The 20,241-nt window shown below is 56.1% G+C and carries 13 protein-coding genes and 2 riboswitches; of the genes, 1 reads left to right on the top strand and 12 read right to left on the bottom strand.

Features of this window, described 5'->3' with window-relative positions; all coding sequences use genetic code 11:
• Both QZT71_RS03730 and QZT71_RS03725 read right to left on the bottom strand, forming a co-directional pair.
• Positions 1-747, bottom strand: a complete 747-nt coding sequence (locus QZT71_RS03730) for an adenine nucleotide alpha hydrolase (protein WP_295912604.1) — start codon at positions 745-747, stop codon at positions 1-3.
• Positions 735-1,307 (bottom strand): DUF2284 domain-containing protein, encoded by a 573-nt coding sequence (locus QZT71_RS03725; RefSeq protein WP_295912602.1) that lies wholly within the window; start codon positions 1,305-1,307, stop codon positions 735-737. Before QZT71_RS03725 ends, QZT71_RS03730 begins: the two co-directional genes overlap by 13 nt.
• An 87-nt stretch (positions 1,308-1,394) precedes the next feature.
• Positions 1,395-1,592: riboswitch (cobalamin riboswitch) on the top strand.
• A gap of 147 nt (positions 1,593-1,739) precedes the next feature.
• On the opposite strand from QZT71_RS03725, the gene QZT71_RS03720 reads away from it, so the two are divergent.
• A complete protein-coding gene (locus QZT71_RS03720; RefSeq protein WP_295912600.1) occupies positions 1,740-2,105 on the top strand; it encodes a hypothetical protein in 366 nt (121 codons plus the stop codon).
• 14 nt (positions 2,106-2,119) lie between these two features.
• Here QZT71_RS03720 and QZT71_RS03715 read toward each other — a convergent pair whose 3' ends face one another.
• The 10 genes from QZT71_RS03715 to QZT71_RS03670 form a co-directional block, all read right to left on the bottom strand.
• Positions 2,120-3,280 carry an ABC transporter substrate-binding protein gene (locus tag QZT71_RS03715; RefSeq protein WP_295912599.1) on the bottom strand — a complete coding sequence of 387 codons (1,161 nt, stop codon included), beginning with the start codon at positions 3,278-3,280 and terminating at the stop codon, positions 2,120-2,122.
• A gap of 30 nt (positions 3,281-3,310) precedes the next feature.
• Complete coding sequence (locus QZT71_RS03710) at positions 3,311-4,078, bottom strand: pilus assembly protein N-terminal domain-containing protein (RefSeq protein ID WP_295912597.1); 768 nt, start codon at positions 4,076-4,078, stop codon at positions 3,311-3,313.
• Positions 4,079-4,287: 209 nt separating this feature from the next.
• Positions 4,288-6,369, bottom strand: coding sequence for a TonB-dependent siderophore receptor (locus QZT71_RS03705; RefSeq protein ID WP_295912594.1), 2,082 nt, complete (start codon positions 6,367-6,369; stop codon positions 4,288-4,290).
• Between the two features lie 50 nt (positions 6,370-6,419).
• Positions 6,420-8,594 (bottom strand): hypothetical protein, encoded by a 2,175-nt coding sequence (locus tag QZT71_RS03700; protein WP_295912592.1) that lies wholly within the window; start codon positions 8,592-8,594, stop codon positions 6,420-6,422.
• Between the two features lie 5 nt (positions 8,595-8,599).
• Positions 8,600-10,447, bottom strand: a complete 1,848-nt coding sequence (locus tag QZT71_RS03695) for a PKD-like domain-containing protein (RefSeq protein ID WP_295912590.1) — start codon at positions 10,445-10,447, stop codon at positions 8,600-8,602.
• A 14-nt stretch (positions 10,448-10,461) separates the two neighbouring features.
• Positions 10,462-11,493: a YncE family protein gene (locus QZT71_RS03690; protein WP_295912782.1), complete on the bottom strand. Its 1,032-nt coding sequence runs from the start codon at positions 11,491-11,493 to the stop codon at positions 10,462-10,464.
• A 74-nt stretch (positions 11,494-11,567) separates the two neighbouring features.
• Positions 11,568-13,826, bottom strand: a complete 2,259-nt coding sequence (locus QZT71_RS03685) for a DUF5074 domain-containing protein (protein ID WP_295912589.1) — start codon at positions 13,824-13,826, stop codon at positions 11,568-11,570.
• 81 nt (positions 13,827-13,907) lie between these two features.
• Entirely contained in the window at positions 13,908-18,125 is a 4,218-nt protein-coding gene (locus QZT71_RS03680; RefSeq protein ID WP_295912586.1) for a leucine-rich repeat domain-containing protein, read from the bottom strand.
• Positions 18,126-18,156: 31 nt separating this feature from the next.
• Positions 18,157-19,062, bottom strand: coding sequence for a PL29 family lyase N-terminal domain-containing protein (locus tag QZT71_RS03675; RefSeq protein ID WP_295912583.1), 906 nt, complete (start codon positions 19,060-19,062; stop codon positions 18,157-18,159).
• Between the two features lie 269 nt (positions 19,063-19,331).
• Positions 19,332-19,537: riboswitch (cobalamin riboswitch) on the bottom strand.
• Positions 19,538-19,603: 66 nt separating this feature from the next.
• Positions 19,604-20,227, bottom strand: coding sequence for a hypothetical protein (locus tag QZT71_RS03670; RefSeq protein WP_295912581.1), 624 nt, complete (start codon positions 20,225-20,227; stop codon positions 19,604-19,606).
• Positions 20,228-20,241 lie beyond the last annotated feature (14 nt).

Below are 20,241 nucleotides of genomic sequence, written 5' to 3'. Positions count from 1 at the left end.
TTATTCGGATGCAGGGACTGGCCCTGCATCCGAATTTGTATTTAGAGCTTGAAGGTCTGCGAACCAGTAGGAATAAGTCTTTGTCGTTCCGTCGTCGAGGCGGATGTCGTAGTTTTGCGAAAAAGGCCGTCCCAGCAGGAACGGCACGGGCTGTCGGAAGATCGGACCGTCGTAACAAAATGTGTGATACTCACCGTTTTCCCCGTTGGGGTCTACCCCGGCAGGCAGGGAGGCGATAAAGCCGTGGTCGATCTCCCGGCCGATGGCGTCGGCGCCGAGTCCGTCGGCCATCGTGGTTACGATGACAGTCCGAAGTCCCGATGCGAGAAAATCGCGCATGACGGCTTCGGAAGAGTGTCCCCAAAGCGGCTCGACGACCGCGATGCCATGCGGTGCAAGCTGCTCCTCCCGGTAACGGCGCACATCGTGCAGAAAAATATCGCCGAAAATAAAGTGGGTCACGCCCTCGGCTTTGAAAAGCTCCACGGCGCGGGACATTGCCGAACTGTAGTCCTCCATATTGCCTTTGGGCGTCAGGCCCACGATATAAAGGGGAATACCGATGCTTGCGGCCTGCGCTTCCAGTAGTGCCGTCGGAATACCGTGCATTGTCGAACGGCGTGTGTCGCGGTTTATGGTGGTCAGCAGGGCCGTGATCTCATAGCGGCCGGACTGCACGGCCCGCAGCAGCGCATGGGCGGAGTCCTTGCCTCCGCTCCAGTTGAAAACGGCCTTTATCCGTTCCATATTACATTTTCCGCATTGTGGAAGAACCCGCAGACAAGCGTCAGGTATTCGGGCAGGCGGCCATCTTTACCCCATTGCAGTTCGATGCCAAACAGTTCGGAGGTCGTTCGCGCGATGTCGAAACCGCACGCTTCGAGCGAAGGTCGGACCAACTCCGGGTGGCGGCAGGGTTTTCCCGAGGGGCGCGTGCAGTCGCCCTCGGGGCAGTAGAGGCAGGTGCCGACATAGGCGAACGAACGACCGCCGTACTGCCGCTCCATTTCGAGCAAACGCCGTTCGAGGCGCCGGCGCTCGGGAAGAATAAGTTGCTTTGCCTCCGAAAACGGAATGTCACGCTCCGCCGGAACGATCTTCGTGGCGGTAATCAACGCCGTGGCATAGCCCGAAAGGTACGCTTCGACGCTGAACCCGAACGGCGGACAACCCCAGCTGCGGCCGTAATTGGGGCACGAACGGCAGTATCCCCCGATGCGCTCCGCATCGCGGAAGCAGGCGATGTAGTCGGCGGCGGGCAGCGTGGCCGTAAAATCTTCGGCGGTATACGGGAGTGAAAAATCCATGTGACAAAATTAGTCGTTTCTTCCGACTTCGGATGCCCTGCTGTGAAAAAAATCACAGTCCGGGGTTGCTTTTCAAAATAAACCGCTATCTTTACCTCCAGATTTGGTTTCCCGCTCTTCCGGGCGAAGAGGGGAATGAAAAGGGAATCGGGTGCAAATCCCGGACAGTCCCGCTGCTGTGAAGCTCCGCAGAAAGTTCCGAATATCTCAGCCACTGGCCGCAAGACCGGGAAGGCTTCGGAACAGGAGTCAGTCAGAAGACCTGCCAGGTCGATTCGATGTCAAAGGACCCCGAGGAATGGGCGTTTGATTTCGTTGTATATCCGGATTTGTAATAACCAAAAGGCGCGGCAGCGTGTAGACGCGTTACTGCCATAACAAGTCAAAGAGATTAGTAGATAGTTGGCTGCGCCTTTTTTTAATACGACAGTTATGAATATCTTACTGTATGGAGTTTCGGCCGATATGGCCGGAGAGATTGCCGGGCGATATGGGCTAAAGGTGGTAAATTCACCCGATAAATTCGAAGCGTCGGGTACAATAGTACTTGTTCCGCCGATCGGCACTCCGCGGTACCTGCTGGCGTTCTACAACGCCATGCTACGCCACGAGGACGATGTCGATGCGGTCATTATCTGCGGCATTGAGTCGTGTGGAGCGGCCAGTACGGTGCAGTATTGTACGCCGCCGGGAAAATTCTTTTCGCTGAACAACGACGTGGGCGAAGAAGAATTGAAAAAGGAGTTGTGTCTGCTTCTCGACTCGCTGTTCGCCGAGGGCAACCAGATCAATTTATAGGCATCGACCGCTGACTATTCGAGCCGCTGGTAGTAGTATAACTCCCGGTCGTCCGCGGCCAGCACCTCGGGGCGCATGATCGCGATCAGGTCGTGCAGGACGACATCGGGCTGCGCCACGCCCGACTCCCAGTAGTCGTTGCCTCCGGCGGGGTTCATCCGCTTGTTGCAGTTGTAGACCGCGCCGCTTCGTACGCACCGCGTCGCGGCGAATTTCGGATACTGCGCTTTCAGTTCCCCGAGCGACGAGGCGCTGCCTGCATTGAGCCATATATCGGCCGCCGAGGTCAGCAGATAGGCCTCTTCGAGGTCGATCGGCAGCGAACGGTTCGAAGTATTCTTCTTATAGATATAGTCCCCTCCGGCATCGGCGATGAGCCGTGCGACGTAACTCTCGGTCGAAGCCATGAACCACGACCCGGCATAGGGCGTGTTTATCATCACGTTGGGATTTTTCGAAGTCGCTGCCGCGACTTTTGCCCGGAGCGCATCGTAGCGTTCGGGGATCGGACCGAAGACCGCTTCGCCTTTTTCGCGGCTGTCGGTGATCTCCGCGACGGCCACCAGCCATTCGGCCTTGCCGAGCGGCGATTCCTCCAGATATTCGCCGATGTAGCAGAACGGAATGCCCATTTCGAGCAGTTTCGACTCCATGCCGCTGGCGCCGCTCACGCCGAACAACAGCACCAGATCGGGCTGCTGTGCGAGCAGAACTTCGTAGTCGATATTGCCGTCGAAACCGATGTCCGCCACAGCCTCGGGATGGGTCGTGACGTATTGGTTCGAAATGTAGTTTCTTCCGGAAACCCCTACGACGCGGTCTGCCTGTGCGAGTGCATCTAACATCGCCACATAGGTCGAGGAAAGGCAGACGATCCGCCGGGCTCCGGCTTCGACGACCTGTCCTGCAAATTCCGCCGGGGCTTTTTCGCCGTTGCGGGCGATAAAGAGCGTGGTCTGGGTGTTCTCGGCGCCCTGCCAAGGGTTGAAAACCCGGAGGATCGTGCTTTGCCGTCCTTCGGCGCCGACGACCTCGAAGCCCGAAGCGTAGGAAGGCGTATAGACCGGCATGTCGAAATCTTCCAGGGAAATGGTCGAGCCGAGGTTGCAAGCCACCAGCAAGACGATTACCGCTGTAAAGAATGCTGAATAGAGATGGTATAAAAAGGTTTTCATTTTTAAGACTCCGTTTTATTGGTTCCGGTTTTATTTTGCTTCCTGCATATCTTTCGGCCACGAAATTTCCACAGCCAGCCGGCATTGGAACGTTTCGCCCGAAAGCATCTCTTTCATCCGAAGATAATGTTTCGCCTGCGCATCTTCAGGTATCGCAGCAGCGCCGTCCCTGAGCAGTGCGCGGAAAAGATCGAGCGACTCGGTCTCTGTGCTGCTCAGGTTGAACAGTACCGGACTTTCGCCGGTGCGAGTAAGCGATAGCCAGATTGCGTCGCCGTCAGCCGTCAATGCGTATCTTCCCTCTTGCAGCAGTTCGTAATCGGTGAATTGGCCCAGTGTAGGTTCAGATTTACCGCGCATAAGTGCATATTCGCAGGCGGCTGTATGTCGCAGGAACAACTCGTCGTTGCGCCGGATGATCGTCTTGTCGTCGTCCGTTCCTCCCGAAATAAACAGGCAGAAATAGAAATCTGTCACCTCGATCGCGATCTCCGCACTTTGATTATAGACAAGGTCGGTAACGGTAATTGTCGTGGTCCCTTTCGAACGCCCCGTTACGGTAATCCCTCCCTGCTCATCGACAGCCGCCGTAGCAATATCCGGATCGACGGCGACGGCGGAATATTGCCTGCTTCCCGTGACATCCATCGATTCGGTCATGCCGAGCCGGATCTCACAGCAGGGAGCCGCCCACAAATGCTCTTCAGAACCCAGGCACCCCTTGCAGGTGCATCCCGAAAGGATGGCGGCAGTTGAACATATTGTCAGCAGGACGAGAAGGATGGAAAATCGTTTCATCAGAAGCGTTTTATTAAATGGTGCGACGAACAAACTGCCGAAAACCTGTTTGGGGAGCCGGAGGTAAATCGTTGTATGGCAGACAACGGTAAACTAATCTCTAAAATCTCCGGCTCCCGCGAACAAGTTGTAAAGAACGGCGGCGGGATTAATTACAGGACTGTTTGCAATGGTTCTCCGTGATTAAAAGGGCCCGCCGCCGTATGCCGCTATTTCCGTTTACCCCATTTAGGTCTTATTTCGAGGAAAATCTCGAAGTTGATCCCCGGCATCGGGCGCTGGAGTACCGACTGATACTCCTCGTTGAAAATGTTTTTCACGAGCGCCTTGACCGAAAAGTCCGCCCAGCGCGCTCCGAAGCGCTTTCCCAGCGTAACGTCGCTCATGAGATAGGGCGATATGCCGTAAATCTTGGTTTTAGTTTCGTTGCTCGATGTCGTGAAACGCTCGCTGTAATAACACCATTTGTAACCCAGCGACCATGTTCTCCAGTCCAGTTGCCCATTGAGCGCAGCCGAAAATTCCGGAACGTAGACGAGCTGTTTGCCGATAGAAGCGTCGCCCCAGCTGACCGGATCGCCGTGGTTGATGGAGGGTGTCCACGAGAAGTTCCCGTTCAGTTGCAGGTGCCAGTCGGTCGCTACGATCCAATCGAGGTTGCCTTTCAGTTCGATGCCATAGGCATGAACCCGCTTGATGTTGGACGGCGACCAGAACCCTTTGAAGGTCGGCAGCCAGACGATCCAGTCGTCTATATAGGAGTCGAACCATGTGACTTCGCCGTGCAGCGAATAGTTGTTTTTGCGTCCGACGGTGAATTCCACGCCGCCGTCATAGGTGAATCCGTGCTCTTTTTTCAGCTCCGGGTTGCCGCCGGGCAGGAAATAGAGGTCGTTCAGCGTCGGGAACCGGTAATTGCGCGAGATGGATGCCTTGGCGATGATGTTTCCTCGCTTCGAGAGGACGACATCGGCGAAAAATGCCGGAATTATGGGGGTCCATGCCGAACCGTACATCTGTTCGCGCAGCGTCAGCGCCAGACCCAGCCGCTCCCATGGCCGCCATTTGACCGACACGCAGCCCTCCAGTTCGATGCGGCCCTCGTCGTAACCTACGGCTGCGAGTTTCGCATCGCCCTCTTCCGGCGGTATCTGCCCGAGGTGCTGGGCACTCAGGGAGTCGAGCACGTTCTTGTCCGTCGTATGTACCAGGTGCTGATGCGCGGAGAGCGTACCCGTGATGAGCAGTTTGCGGCCGATCGAATATTCGCCTTCCGCTTGTGCATAGAACGTGTTTATCCTGCTGCGCGAACGGATCATCTTCTCCCATCGTCCGTTACCCAGGTCTTTTTCGTAGTCGTAGGCCATCCAGGTGTGGATATATCCGGCTTTAACCCCCGTTTTCCAATTTTTGCGCACATGGTCCCAGGAAAGGACGCTGCGCAGGGTTTGCTCGCGCTGCTTGTTGGAATAATCGGCATTTTCCCGGTAGTCGACATCTAGCATGGGCAGGCCGCGGCTCGAATTGAGATACCAGACGTTCAGCCCGAACCGGTTTCCGTCGCCGCGGTTGTAATAAACCTCCTGCAACAGGTGCAGGTCGCGGAAATCGCCGCTTTTGTTCCGTTCCACCGGATTATATTGGCTGATGATGTTGTGGTCATCGTCGTATACGTTCAGTTTCTTGTGGTAATTCTTGTATTTAAAGTCGTTGGGTGACGAGGAGAAAACGACGCGTGTCGAGGACTGCCAGTGCTCGTCGCCGTAGGTGAAACGGAGGTATTCGTCGAAAGTTTTGAACATACCGATGCCCTGGACATATTGCAGGTTGCAGCCCTGCGCGTCGGCCGGCCTGGTCGAGAGCAGCACCGCGCCGCCCAGGCCGCCGCCCGTGATGTTTACGGACGACGTTCCGTGCAGCAGTGACGCATCATCGATGAAATAGGACGGGATCATCGAAAAATCGACCATGCCCAGCATCGGGGAGTTGATCTTCATGCCGTTCCATGTCACCTGCGTATGCGAAGGCGAGGTTCCGCGGAACGAGACGGTCGAAAGCGTGGCGCGTCCGTACTCCTTGACATAGATCGACGTTCCGAATTTCAGGGCGTCGGCCATCTGCGAGGCGATGTTGTCGTGCAGGACGCGCGTTGCGATGGTCGTTTCCTGCGTGCCGATCTTTTTCATCGGACGCGTACCGACCACATCGACCTGTTCGATGCCGATTTTCCAGCCGTAACGCCGGGTCGAGTCGCGTTCGACGCGGTTTTGCGCCGCTGCGCTGAGCGGCATAGACATATAGCAGCACAGTAGGAAAAGCATTTTTAAGAGCCGGTCGCTTCTCATTGCGCTATGTATTTGCCGTCGTTCATATCCTTCCATGTCGGGTTGTAGCCGCACTCCGTGACACTCCATGTCTCTTCGGAAAGTTGCGGGACGACGGCCGCAAAGAACGAAAAGTCCTTCAGCGCTGCGAGGTTGCCGATCCGGACCGAGCGGGCCTGCTGCAACTGTCGAAAATCGAGGCCGGTGGTCACCGAGGTCTTGTAGGCGGTGTTGGTATGGCCGATCTCCAGGTTTCCCGTTACGGTAGCGAGTTCGGGACAGGCGATGCTCGGCACTTTGGTCGTGGCGGCCGTCCAGGTCGAGAACAGGGCGTTGCCGTTCACCGTTTTGAGTTTCGGGAGCGAGAATCCGCCCGTACACCCTACCGGCATAAGCATCAGCGCATAATCGTCCGCCGTGCTTTCCGCGATGGGTTCCCCGTTTCCGACGGTTTCCAGCACCGGAAAATCGATCGCCGAGAGGTAGCTGGCATTGGTGTACATGGAGAGTTGTATGCCGACGCTTTTGAGTTTCGGGAAACTTGCGGACGAACCGGTGTCCATACGGCCCAGGCTTCGGCACAGCAACGTCCTCCGAACCTCGGTCAGGGCAGGCATTTCCAGGCGCAGGCCGGTAGCGGAGTTGCCGCCGCAGCTTTCCAGCGTCAGATCGTCGCAGGTTTCGATCGGAAGTGAGAGTTCCGTCAGCATGGGGAATCCGGCGATATGGAAGGACCGGACCGATTTGAATCCTGTAAGGGCGAAGGGCAGTTTTGCCGGCGACGGCGTGAACCCTGTCCCGTTGATTGAGAGCCCTCCTTCGAAATTGTCCGACCCGGCGATCGTTTTGAGGTTGCTGAGCGTCGTTGCCTGGAGGGTTACGATGCTTTCCGGGCCGAAGGTATAGCCGCTGAGGTCGAGCGTGTTTTCAAGCGACGACAGGTTGCTCATATAGAGGTTGCCATCGATCCGAGTAAGTTTCGGAAAGGCGGTCTTCAGACTGGTGAACGCAACCAACCGGTCCAGGTAGAGCGTTCCGGTGAGCGAAACGAGTTCCGGACATTCGAATTTGCGGACCTGAGTGGTGCCCTGGAACTGGAGCGAACCGGCCGTCGTCAGCACGGGCAGCGATATTTCGGTCATTGCCGAACAGGACGTGAGGGATATGTCGCCGAGTGTCGTGGCTTCCGGAAGTGTGAATGCATTGGCTTTGGGCAGAGCTTCGTAAGTGACGTTTCCGGCCCGGGCAAGCACGGGGAAGATAATTCCCGTGTTGGACAGGCTGCTGAAATAGCTTAGCGACAGGTTGCCGGCGATGGTTCGCAGCGCCGGGAAGTAAAAATAATCGCACGGGGCACTTGGCGTTTTCGAGGTCGAGCCCGAGAGCGTCATGCCGCCGTCGATCTGTGCGAGCAGGTCGGCGGTCATGAGAACCAGCGCATTGGAGCGAACTTCAAGTGTGCCGCCGACACGTTCGAGAGCGGGCATTTCGACGGATTCGAGCGCTTTGCTCACCAGCGTTATGTTGCCTGTCGCGGTTTTGAGCGCCGGCAGGGAAAAGTCGGTCAGCGAAGTGTTCTCTTCCGAAAGGACGATGTTCCCGCGCACCTCTTTCAGTTTCGAGAGGCCCGAGCTTTTCCCGGCCAGCATTTTGCCGGCATAGACGGCTCCGATCGTGAGGTTGTTGCCGACCGAAACGATATGCTCCAGCCCGCCGAGATCCGTGACCGGATCATCGCTCCGGCGTGTTCCGATGGACAGGTTGCCGTCGATGGCGCTGATGCCTGTCTGTCCGAAATTGGTTACTTCCTGCTGCGTGTCGAGGGTGACGTTTCCGGCCGAAACGACATCTGCGTATTCGACCGAATAGAGATAGGCCCGGTCCGTCTTGTTGTAGGAGGTGACCAGGAATTGCCGGTCCAGTTCCCACTCCGTGACGGTCGCCGGGGCGGGTTGTATCGAAGCGTTCTCGGCTATCTCGCAGGTCGCAACCGCATTCGTGAGCGACACGTTGTAGGGAACGGTCACCGTGATCCGGTCTTGCGAGATCGTGGCGTTGTAGGTTACGCCGTCCTTGGTCAGCGCGAACGAGGCGATGTAGTTGTCTTTGCCGGAGAATATTTCGGGATCGGAGTCCTCTTTGCAGCCTGTTGCGGCAAATGCTGCGAAGAGCAGGAGCCATAATTTTTTCATAGGTGTCATTTCTTGCCCTGATTGATGTTTTCATCCGTAAACCCGAATACCTCGGTCGAGTTCTCGCCCAGCCATCCGGCCTTGACGTTCACCCCGGTCTGGACCTTGATGAAGTCGATGTATTCCAGTTCTGCGGGTGTACCGTCTGCTTTCACGGCGTTCGATATCTTGAAATAGGTTTTGCAGGCCCCGGCTCCGGCGTTTTCATCGTTCGAGAGTCGGTCGTCGCCGAAATTGTCGGCATAGCCCCAGTCGTAGGAGTCGTTGACCCAGTAGGAGCCGTTGCCCGACTGGTCGTAGGTCCGGCTCTTGAGGCAGGGACCGTAAAGCACGTAGCTGTCGGCATCGATCCAGTTGGGATAGTAGTACGACTGCGTGTGGAACTGCTCCAGGTAGTCGATGCAGCCTTTGGCTCCGCGGTTGTCCTTCCATTGGACGTCCGCACCCGGATAGGTCGGCCGGTAATAGGTCACGGCGTAATCCTGGATGGTCTCTTCCTTGCCGTATTCCGAGCCTTTGAGTTCGTACCATTCGTCGTCAGGCAGCCTGTTGCCGTTGGTGTCCTGCATCACCCAGACGATGCCGGGTTCGGACGACCCTTTGAACTGGTTGCCCAGGATCGAGAAGTTGTGACCCTCGCGATAACCCTCTTCGGAGTTTTCGATGCTGTGGTCGAAGCCTACGACGATGTAGCCGCCCCAGCCGCCCAGCGATACCCAGATGCCCCTTTCCAGGCGCGACTCGGCATAGGCCACGGCGGCTTCGGGTGTCGTTTCGTCGCCCGTGAATCCGCCCGTAGCAAGTTCGTTGATGAACTGTCCGGGAGCCGGCGTATATTCGAACACCTTCGTCCAGTTCACGCTGCTCGAAGCCGTCGCCGAACGTTTGTAGGTCCCCTCTTCCGGATGGCACTCGACCGTAAATTCCAGCGTCGCCTGCTGGCGGCCCGTGCCGGCGGCATAACGGCCGATCTTGGCTTCCGGCTCGTCGGAGAGGTCCGAAACGGTGAATACGATCGTTTTTGTACCCTCTTCCGTCGGCGTGTAGGTATACATGAGGTCGGTTCCCACTTCTTGTCCGTCGATCGTCCAGGAGCAGGTCGGCTGGTTCGCATTCCAGATGTAAGGCCGGAGCGTAAGCGTCCTGCCGAGGGCCACTGTGCGCTTTGTTCCGTCATATATGTTGCCGATGGGTGCGACCGTTGCCGAAATTGCAAGGGCGTTTACGACCTCGATATCGACTGTTTTCCGGTCGGAACCGTCTTCGTTTTTTGTCGAGAGCGTCAGCTCGTAGTGTCCCAGTTTCTCTTCGCAGAACAGGTATGTGGGTTCCGTACCCACGACCCGCGCCTTTGTTTCCCCTTCGGCGCGCAGGGTCCATTCGAACTCGGATACCTCCTTGGCCCGGACGTCGGGCGTGAATTCGTATTCGCGTTTGCGGACGACCTCGACCTGCTCGTCGATCCGGATCGTCGGAGGCGTCAGTTCCAATACCTCGACGAGTAACTCTTCGGTCGATGTGCCGTTGCGGTTGGTGACCTCGAGCGTGAGGTAATAGCCCGCTTCGTCCTCTTCATTGAGGCTGTCGAACGTGTATTCCAGGGTCGGCTGGGTCGAAATGATCCGGCCGGTAGCCTGGAGCCGCCAGGAGTATACGGCATTCTCCACATACCGGTAACTCGGGGCGATGGTCAGTTTTCGCCCTACTTTCGTCGTATAAATTCCATATTCGTCCGGGTCGGAGCCGAGCGTGATCTGCGGGGGCATCGGCTTTGTTTGCGTAACGACCTCGTCTTTGTTGCACCCGGATGCCATGATCGCTGCCAGCAAAACGGGAAACAGGATTTTTTTCATATCAATCGTTTTTGTCAGCGCCAGCAAAACGCTCCCGGAATGATGCCGACCCGGAACGAGTCGAGCAGCTCCCCTTCGGCCGAGTAACGGTAGACGATCCCCGGCTGGACGTAATCGATGGCGTCTGCAATGTAAACATCCGAATTGACCGGGTTGACGGTCAATCCGTAATAAAGGGTTCTGTTGTATTTCAGGAACGGTTTGACCGGAAAGCGTTCCGCCGTGACGGGTAGCTGCCAGACGGCCTTGTTGATGAAGTAGAGCGTGTCGCGTGTGCCGTTGAGCTGCACTTCGGAGGGCCAGTCGCCGAATTTGAATTTGAACTGCTTCTCGATTTTGCGCGTCTCCGCGTCGATGCAGTAGAGCGACGGGGCTTCATGTCCGTAGGGGCTTCCCTCGTAACCACCGTCGGTTACGGTCCATATCTTATTGTACTTGTCCATGACCAGCGACGTGGGTTGGATGCCGACGGTGATCTGGTCGCAGACCTGATCCGTCTCGGTGTCGATCACCAGTATTCGGTTCTGGTAGGACCAGCAGTTCGTGAAGACGTACTTGCCGTACTGCACCATCTGCTCCGTGGACCCGGTTTCGAAGGTCATGTCCGTTTCGATATACCCCGTGATCCGGTATTCTTTGGGATTGACGATGTAGATGCGCGGGTCCCAGATTTGCGTCACATAGGCTTTCTCGTCGCTCAGAAAATGGATGTAGCGGGGCGATGTGAAGCCGGTTATACGGCCCACCTCCTTGAATGTGTTGATGTCGATGGCGAAGATAACGCCCGAATTGTTCACGACGACCCAGCCGATGCCGTCGCGGATGATCATCGACTGCGCGACATCGCCCAACAGCATACCGTTCGCCCGGGCGAATATTTCGTTCTCGACGCGTTTGTTCACCGGGTCGTAGTAAGACAGCGAGGCGTTTCCATACATGAAATTCCCCTCGTTGGTGATGAACAGTCCCTTGCCGGTCACTTCGCCGTCTTCGCCGTCGATGCTCATGTCGAAATCCACCATGTCCAACGGACCGTAGCCGTCCATGCACGACACGCCTGCCAAGAGCAGCATCAATACGGCAGCGAACTTCACCAATGTTTTTTCGAACATTTCACGACTTATTTATTGATCCATTCTTCCGAGAACCGGTAGGCGAAATCGACGCCTGCCGGACTGGCCTTTTTCTGGTAGAAGCTATCGACCTCCTGGGCTGTGTTGAGCGACACGTCGTAGACATGGATAGCGCTCTGCGTGTAGGTCGATTTACCTACCCAGAGTTGTTCGGTGGTCGGATGCACGCCCATGTAGCCGTAGATGATGTCGCCGCCCGAACGGTCGGTGTCCAATTCCGGCGTGATGTAATCCCAGTTCACGCGCCCCGTCTGGTAGTTGTAGCGCATGGCTTTGGTCTCGCTGAATGCCTCTGTTCCGATAAAATAGAGATAAGGCTGCGTGAAGCTCGCGCACATCTGGATGGTCGGCGATGCCGTGCCGGTGCGGAGTTTTATGATCTCGGGCAGGTCCAGTTCGCCTGTGACTGCACCGTCGGGACCTATTATTACGACCTTGGCCGGGGTTGTGAACGCGGCGCTGCCCGTCATACCAGAATTGCCGTCGAATTCTCCGGTGAAAACAGCATAGATGTTTCCGTCGGCGGCCTTGGCGAGGTCTTTTACCTGCCGGTTTTCGTAGGTGTGAGTTGCGATGACGGCATCGGTTTGGGGATCGATGACGATCACCGAGTTGCCGCGGCCGGCATAGACCTTACCCCGTGAAACGACCATGCGTGCTTTGGTGGCCCCGGTTTTGGTGAACAGGCCGTAACTGCCTTCGATGTCGGTTTGCGAAATGGTATTGTTCGTCAGGTTTACGACCCGGATTCCCGAATAGGTCTCCATTGGGATCGAATACTGGATGTAGGCCTTCGTAGGGCTGACCACCACGATATGCTGGGGCCAGCACTCCGAACTGCTGTGTCCGTAGGCATCGTAGAAGGGAAAATTCTTTTTCACGAGCCGTTTCATCGTATGGGCGTCGCAAATCACGAACCGTCCGTCACCACCGTAAGCCGATCCTTCGTAGCCTTTGGCGCCGTTCTGCGTGATCAGGTAGACCCGGTCATTGGCCATATACATATCCTGCACGACGTTGCCGATTTCGCTTTGGTTTGCATCCTCGTAAAAATGCTGATGATAGCGCATATGCTGGTCGAAATAGAGCAGCGTGCCGTTTTCGGAGGTCATATTTCCCTCCATCAGCACGAAAGACCCTTCGGGATGCGTGAAGTCGAGCACATAAATCGGCTGTTCGTAGACCGTGGCGCCGTCCGCCTCGAATGCGGCCGTGTTCTCCAGCTCCATGCCCGTCGTATATTCGGCGGGCGGGGCGATCGTGAGTTTGCGGCGTTCGATACCCAAGTCGACATTCCATCCGGCCGGGGCCGAAACCGTCTTCACTTCGGATATCCAGCCTTCCGCCGTCAGCGGATACTCCAGCTTTTCGCCGTATTTCATGCAAAGCGGTTCGGTTGCGGCTTTTCCCGCCGTGCCTGTTTCCACCCGGAGCGTGCCGCCGTTGCGTTTGGTGATCTCCGTGGTCAGCCGGTGTACCTTGCTCGCCGTGAAGGCTTTGCCTGGTTTGGTTTCGGCATAGATGCTGCCGTCGGCAAAACGATAGGTGACGTAAACCTCCGCTGCTGAACAGTCTGCCGGAAAAATCACGGCGGCAGCAAACACCCGCGAATCGTCGCTTGCCGCAGGGAGCGCAACGCCGTCCGTGTCGAAAGAGAGGGTTACGGAGTTGCCGCCTGCGAAATTATCGAGCGTCTGTCCGGTAAATGTCGCCGTTCCGGCCAGCAGCGTTCCGTCGGTTGCGGTCAGGGTTACGGAGATCAATTTCTCGGTGACATCCGTCGACCAGGGATTGAACCAGATAAAGGAGGTGGCGTGGCCGAGCGTAAACCGGCCCTCTGCCTCGACCGTCGCATAACCGAAATCGCCGTTTCCACCCAAACTGAGTTCATAAGCCGCGGTTTGCTTTTGATTTTCCGGAATTACGGCATTGGCGCCTTCTCCGGTCAGGTTGTAGTAAACCGGATACGGCGCGTCGGGAAGCGTCGTGAATCCGAATTCCGCGGTGGTTCCGGCATCCGAAGTTTCAGTACTCTTGATGCCGCCGGCCCAGATATAGTCGCCGGGGCTCCACCGGAAATGAATGTCGGCGCCGTCTGCGGGGACGAACTGCGTGCGGGTCGTGGCACCGGATGTTCCGATCAGGGTCGTCCGGCTTCCGGTCGCGATCGCACCGGTGTACTCTTCGATTCCCGATGAACACCCTGCCAGCAATAGGCCGCAAAATAGCGGTAAAAAACGTTTCATAGCGAATTTGTTTGTAATACGGGGAAACGCCAGGACCGTTTCAGGGTCCTGACGTTTTGTCCGTATCGATTGTTTGACAACCTATTCCACGTCGTAAACGAATTGGAAATTGTTGAATGCAGCCGTAGCCAGCTTGTTCCAGGAGGAATCCTCGTAAGCTCCGGGACCGCCGTTGTTCGGGTCGTCCGACTTGGGCAGATGCACCACACGCGTCGCGGCGTCCTTACCGGCGATTACGTTCCACGAACCGCCGAAAGCGATCGTTCCGTAATCGTCCTGCAGGGTCGGGGGCGTCGTCGAGCGACACGTAATGTCGCCCAGCAGCGGACAGCCGCCCGTCCCGTAACCCGTGAAGCTGTAAGCCTTGATCGCGCTCATGCCTTTGCCGAAAGATACTTTGGCCAGTTTCACACAGTCGGCGAAAGCGTTCTGCTCGATCGTTTCTGTGGCGTCGGGGAAGATCATTTCGGTCAGCATCGCGCAGCCTCCGAAGGCATAGCCTCCGATGGTCTTGACACCCGTTCCGAGCGTTACCGAGGTCAGCGATTTGCAGTTTTGGAAAGCATTGCCGCCGATTGAAGTTACCGAGGCGGGTATCGTGACCGAGGTAAGCGGGCATCCCGTGAACATCGAGCCGGCGATGGCCTGTACTCCTTCGTCGAAGGTCACCGAAGCCAGCGACGCACAGCTGTTGAAGGCGCTCGTTCCGTAGGTGATGTTCGCCAAGATGCGAACTGATGTAAACCCGGTTCCCCTGAAGGCGTTGTTGGCGACGGCCGTAACGTTCGCGGGCAGTACGATGGCGGTCAGATTCACATTTCCGTTGAATACGGCCGGGAACGTTGCGCTTTCGTAAACCGCCTCGCTCATATCTACGGTAGCCGGGGCCGAGAGGCCTTTGACAGCGGCCGCTACGGCAGTTGCCTGGGCCGACGTCATCAGCGTATTGTCGCCCGCCGTCTTCACGAAGAGCGAAGCGAACGATGCGGGCACATCCGTACTCCACGAGTCCGATGCCGATGCGCGGTAATAAACGCCTTCGCTCAGGTAGTCGTCGCCGAGCGCTTCGAATGTGTAGCCGCTGCATACCGAAGTCCAGCTGTTGTATGCGCTAACGTCGGGAACATGCACGGTCTTGCTGCCCTGCACCGATGTGCCTGCGCCGGAGAAACTGTCGGACACGATGGCCGGAACCGTTGTCGGTTCGGCATAGATGTCGGCCAGCAGCACCGCGTTTGCAAAGGCTTTCGACCCGATTGTGGTGAGCGCATTGCCCACGATGGTCAGGGTGGTGAGTTTCGACCAGTCTGCGAACGAACCGACGCCGATTTGCGTGATGGTCTTGGGAACGGTCAGCCGTTCGACCGTTGCGTTGCCGGCAAAGGCGTTGTCGCCGATGGCGGTGATGCCCGCACCGAACGTGATCTTGGCGATGGCCGGATTGTTCTTGAATGCGCCGTCTCCCAGCGTGGTCAGTTGGTCGGGCAGGACGAGCGACGTAAGGGCGCAGTCGGCGAAGGCCGATGCGCCGACGGTTTCCACGCCGCTGCCCAGCGATACCGATGCCAGCATGGAACAGCCGTCGAATGCGTTGGCGCCGATCTCCGTAACCGAGTTCGGAACGGTTATGCCTGCCAGCTTCACGCATCCGGAGAATAACCCTGCGGGTATGGAGGTCATGCCGCTGAGGGATACAGAGGTCATAGACGTACAGTCGGCGAATACCCGCTCTCCGATCGCAGTCGCCGAAACGGATGCTTTCGTAAGACCGCTGGCGGCAAAGGCTTCGTCGCCGATGGTTTTCACGCTGCCGAGCGAAATGTCGGCCAGGGCCGTACAGCCGTTGAACGCTTTGTCACCGATGGTCTTTACGCCCGACGGCATATTTATCGCCGCCAGCGCCGCACAACTTTCGAATGTTTCAGCGCCGATTTCCGCCACTCCGGCCGGAATGACGGCCTCGGTCAAGGCCGTACAGCCTTTGAACGCTCCGGCCGCCACGGCGGTCGTATTGTCGAAGAATTTGATAACGCCGAGTTTGTCGTTTCCGGCGAATACAGCCGGAAATTCTGCGGCGGCGTATTTAGCCGAACGCAGGTCGAGCGTCACGGGAGCCTGTTGTGCCGACACTTTCGATACAATCGTGGCGAGTGCCTCCGAAGAGATCGTTGCATTGTCACCGATGGTCCGAACATAAAGGGCCTGGAACGACTGCGGCATCGAGGTCGTCCACTCCTCCTCGCGCGATGCGCGATACCAGACGCCGTCGGTCAGCTCCTGGTTGCTGATGTCCTCGAAAATATAGCCGTTCGTCCCGGAAAGTTCCGCCCACGCCTTTTCGTAGGCGTCGAACGATGCGGCGGGGATGTAAACGTATTTTTTACCTTCGACGGTTCCGCCCACGCTGCCGAAAGCATTGGCGCTGAGTACCGGCGGCGTAACGGCATGGCTGGTGATCGAAGCGACCTTGTTTCCGCCGTTCGAAATGAAGGCGTTACGACCGATGGATTTCACCTTGTCGCCCAGTTCGATGGAGGTCAGGCCCCTGCAGTCCCAATATGCGTATTCGTGTACCTCCTCGATGTTGATCGCGACTTTGGTGAACGAGTTGCATCCGCCGAACGTACGTGCCCCGATCGTTTCGAGCGATGCGGGCAGCGTCACGTCCTGCAGCAGCGCGCATTGGTAGAATACGTCGTCGCCCAGTGTTTTCAGCCCTTCCGGCAGTGTAACCGAGGTCAGGTTGCTGCATTGATAGAATGTCTTGTCGTCGATTTCGGTTATTCCGGCCGGGATAACCACTTCCTCGAGTGCTTTGCAGCCGTTGAAGGCGTTGGGTCCAAGCGTTGTAAGCCCTTTCGGGAGTGTGATGTCCTTCAGCACTGTACAATTCTGGAACGAATAGCCTATAATCGTCGTTACAGTCGAGGGAATTTCGACCGAGGCGAGCGCGGAGCATCCGTAGAATGCGTATTGCGGAATCTCTGCCACTCCTTCGGGCAGTGCGACGGCGGTCAGCGCTTTGCAGTTATAGAAAATACTGCGGCCGATCTCCGTGACGGTCGACGGAATATGGATCTGCTCCAGTTTCGTGCATCCATAGAATGCGTTTTCCACAAGGGCTGTCATGCCTTCGGGAAGCCCGATTTTTTTCAGTCCCGAGCAGTTATAGAAAGCCGAGGAATAGGACCCGCTGCTTGCGAGGGTCTGGATATTACGGGGCAGTACGATATCCTGCAGGGATGAATTGCGGCTGAATATGTCCGGGAACTCCGTGGTAGCGAATTCGGTATCGTCCAGATCGACGATGGCGTTGCCCGACATCTTGTTAGAAATTGCCCGGATATCCTCTTTCGTGAGCGTAGCATCGCCCAATGTTATAGCTTTTACCGACTTGAACGATGCCGGAAGTTCACTGCTCCACCCTTCCGGCGTGAAGTAATGCACGCCTTCGCTGACGCAGTCGGCGGCGGCAATGGCATTGGTCAGGCGTAGTGTCGAACCGGCTGTCAGCTCTTTGCCGGCCTTACTCGTCAGGTAACGACTTCCGTCGGCAAAAGTGTAGATCACCGAAATAACAGTTTCCGACAAATCCGCCGGATAGACGACCATCGCGGCAAATACCTGCTGGTCGCTGCCTTGGGTCGGAAGGCTGACGCCTGCTTCGCCGAAGGAAAGTGTAATAGTCGACGAGCCGTTGCAGGCTCCGAGTTTTTCGCCGTCGAAGGCCGCTTCGCCCGCGATCGCACTGCCGTCGCTTGTGCTGACCGTGATCGAGACGAGTTTCGAGGTCACATCGGCGGAATAGGCGTTGAACCAGATATACGATGTGTAGTGGTTCAGCGAAAAGACGCCCTCGGTATCGGTTCGGGCATATCCGAAATCGCCGTTCGCGCCCAGGTCCACGACCCCGGCCGCAGCCTGTGTCTGTTCGGCAGGGATCGATGCCGTTGCCGGAGTTGTTCCCGTTCGGTTGTAATACACCTCGTAGGGAGCCAATCCCGAGAGCGACCCGAACGTGAACGTCGCCGTACGGCCCGCTTCCTGCGCGGCGTCGCTTTTCGTATCGTTCACCCAGATATAATCGCCCTCGCCCCACAGGAACGGGATCGAATTTCCGTCGGCATCGCCGAGTCCCGTGCGTGTCGTGGCGGCGTTCGATACGCCGGTCAGTACGACCTGTTGTCCCGAATCCGGAACGACCGGTTTGATGTCGTTCTCGATACCCGAATCTTTGGAGCATCCTGTTGCTGCGAGAGCGGCGAACAGGGCTATGCTGTATAAATAGTGTGTTCTCATTTATTACTGTTGTTTTCCGTTCGACCTTATTCTACCACTCTTCCCAGTTGCTGTCGCCTGCACCGGAATCTTCGAGTATGGCATCGGTAGCCGTTACTTCGACTACGGCGATAACGGTTGCTGTAGCGCCTACGGCAACGACCGATACCTTACCTTCGCGTTCGGCATAAGTGTTTTCCGCTACCGGTGCCGTGATCGTCAGTACGTCGCCGTCGAGCGTTGCGCGCCATCCGTCGGGCTTTGCGATCGAATAATTCAATACGCCGTGCTGAGTTACGGCAAGCGCCTTGCTCGTGCCGTATTCCAGGACGAGCGCCGTTTTCTCGATCACGAAATTGATCTCTTTGGCTTTGGGAATACGGATTTCGGTGTCGTCGTTCAACGTGAAGATCACTTCGTCGTCGGTCTCCTGGACATTCTTGAAGAATGAATCCCCGTCTGCGCCGGTCGCTTTTACGGGTTTGCCGTCGGTTCCCGTGATACGTGTCCCGCCGACGGTCCAGTAGCCTTCCGCATCGACATCCAGTTTCGGCGACGCTCCGTCTTTTCCGGCGACAGGGATCTTGTTGCCCGAGCCGTCCGTGATCCAGTTTCCTTTACCGCCTAAGGTCCAGTAATATACGCCTTCGAAAAGATCGATGCCGACAACCGGGGCATTCGTACCGTTCTTGCCGTTGTTGACCGTGATGGTCTCACCGCCGCTGAACGTGATGGTGTACCCGTCATCGGTTTTGACGATGTTCGTAATGAACTTATCGGTGTCTACCGCATTGATGATGGTCTGCAACGAACTGATCTGCGATTTGATCTGTGCCAGTTCCTCTTTGATTTTTTCGATCTCCTTTCGGAGTTCCGAGTCGTCGTAATCGTCCGAGCAACTCCAGCTGACTGCCGCAAAGCAGGTTGCGAGTGCCAATAATGTAAAAAGTTTTTTCATGTTCTATTATTTTGAGTTAATATTTCTGCACAATAAAAAAGCGTTCCCCAACGAATTTATTCCGTTGGCGAACGCTTGAATGAATAAGGTCTTTCGATGTAAATTCAAGGGCTGGATCAGCCCCCCCCCTTACATACTCGATAAACTCATGTGTCATGCTTTCCTGTCGTTTTTCCGGTTACAGAAATACACGGCGGACAGGAATACAGAAATCGACAGAAAATAGTGCGCGGAAAACTACCTCATGTGACTCCGACCCGAAACCCGCGGGTGTAAATCATCGTTAAGGCAGGTCTTCTGACTCGTCCCGTTCATCACGCCTTCCCAGTGATAATCACCAGTGGCAAAGAGTGTGATAAACTTACTCTCCCGAAGGAGGGGACTTACAGCAGCGAGTACTGTTCCGGATTTACACCGGATTCCCTTTTCATCCCGCTCGGTGACCCGAACAGGAACCATAACGGGTGCAAAGATAGACGTTTTTCTTGTTATTGCAATAACAGAAGGTGAAAAATAGTTGTTTTTATAATTTACACGACGTTTATTGTTTTTTCGGAGGTTTCATAACAGCTTGTCTTGCTTTATATTGGTCGCTTTGTCTATACCAGAAAGTCGCTTCTTCCCGCCATTCCTTCCTGTCGCGGAATAAATACCCGGCATAGAGTGTTGTTGCGAGTGTAATGATTGTAAGCCCAGTAATAACTTTTAACACGATAGGCGGCTGTTTGAGATAATATATCTGATTTTGCATTTCGCAGATCGTGCGCCGGGAGAGTTTTTCAAATTCCGAGGTGTCGACCTCGGTTTTTAATTTCATCACGTATTCCTTGAGGCCGGATAGTTCGCTTGACGTTTGCTGCTGTTTCTCCTGGAGTTGTGTTTGCTGCGAACAGATATGCTCGAAGAGCGGTTTTAGTTTTGATAGATCGGGCGGCGGCGTTTGGATGACGGGCCGGAAATTCAGCTGCCCGAAACGGTTGGTTAGAGTCGCAACCTGATCGGCCGTGCGGTCTGCTGCTGCTACTGTTTTGTCGATTTTATGTAATAGCTCCCTATTGTCGCTGGGCTTTCCGGTGGCTGAAATCTCGTTTTTGATAGTTTTGATAATTGTTTCTTTCAATTCTTCGTACATCTCGTACGAAATACTATTGATATTTTCTTTCATTCTGGTAGTGCGTT

The sequence above is a fragment of the uncultured Alistipes sp. genome, from assembly GCF_902388705.1.
Lineage (GTDB): Bacteria > Bacteroidota > Bacteroidia > Bacteroidales > Rikenellaceae > Alistipes.
Note: the sequence above shows the minus strand (reverse complement) of the source record. Positions and strands in the feature narration are given on the sequence as shown.

Coding starts and splice junctions, on each gene's coding strand:
- QZT71_RS03675 (WP_295912583.1), bottom strand. CDS start 19,062: ATGAAAAAACTTTTTACATTATTGGCACTCGCAACCTGCTTTGCGGCA.
- QZT71_RS03730 (WP_295912604.1), bottom strand. CDS start 747: ATGGAACGGATAAAGGCCGTTTTCAACTGGAGCGGAGGCAAGGACTCC.
- QZT71_RS03680 (WP_295912586.1), bottom strand. CDS start 18,125: ATGAGAACACACTATTTATACAGCATAGCCCTGTTCGCCGCTCTCGCA.
- QZT71_RS03710 (WP_295912597.1), bottom strand. CDS start 4,078: ATGAAACGATTTTCCATCCTTCTCGTCCTGCTGACAATATGTTCAACT.
- QZT71_RS03705 (WP_295912594.1), bottom strand. CDS start 6,369: ATGCCGCTCAGCGCAGCGGCGCAAAACCGCGTCGAACGCGACTCGACC.
- QZT71_RS03700 (WP_295912592.1), bottom strand. CDS start 8,594: ATGAAAAAATTATGGCTCCTGCTCTTCGCAGCATTTGCCGCAACAGGC.
- QZT71_RS03720 (WP_295912600.1), top strand. CDS start 1,740: ATGAATATCTTACTGTATGGAGTTTCGGCCGATATGGCCGGAGAGATT.
- QZT71_RS03685 (WP_295912589.1), bottom strand. CDS start 13,826: ATGAAACGTTTTTTACCGCTATTTTGCGGCCTATTGCTGGCAGGGTGT.
- QZT71_RS03715 (WP_295912599.1), bottom strand. CDS start 3,280: ATGAAAACCTTTTTATACCATCTCTATTCAGCATTCTTTACAGCGGTA.
- QZT71_RS03725 (WP_295912602.1), bottom strand. CDS start 1,307: ATGGATTTTTCACTCCCGTATACCGCCGAAGATTTTACGGCCACGCTG.
- QZT71_RS03670 (WP_295912581.1), bottom strand. CDS start 20,227: ATGAAAGAAAATATCAATAGTATTTCGTACGAGATGTACGAAGAATTG.
- QZT71_RS03690 (WP_295912782.1), bottom strand. CDS start 11,493: ATGGACGGCTACGGTCCGTTGGACATGGTGGATTTCGACATGAGCATC.
- QZT71_RS03695 (WP_295912590.1), bottom strand. CDS start 10,447: ATGAAAAAAATCCTGTTTCCCGTTTTGCTGGCAGCGATCATGGCATCC.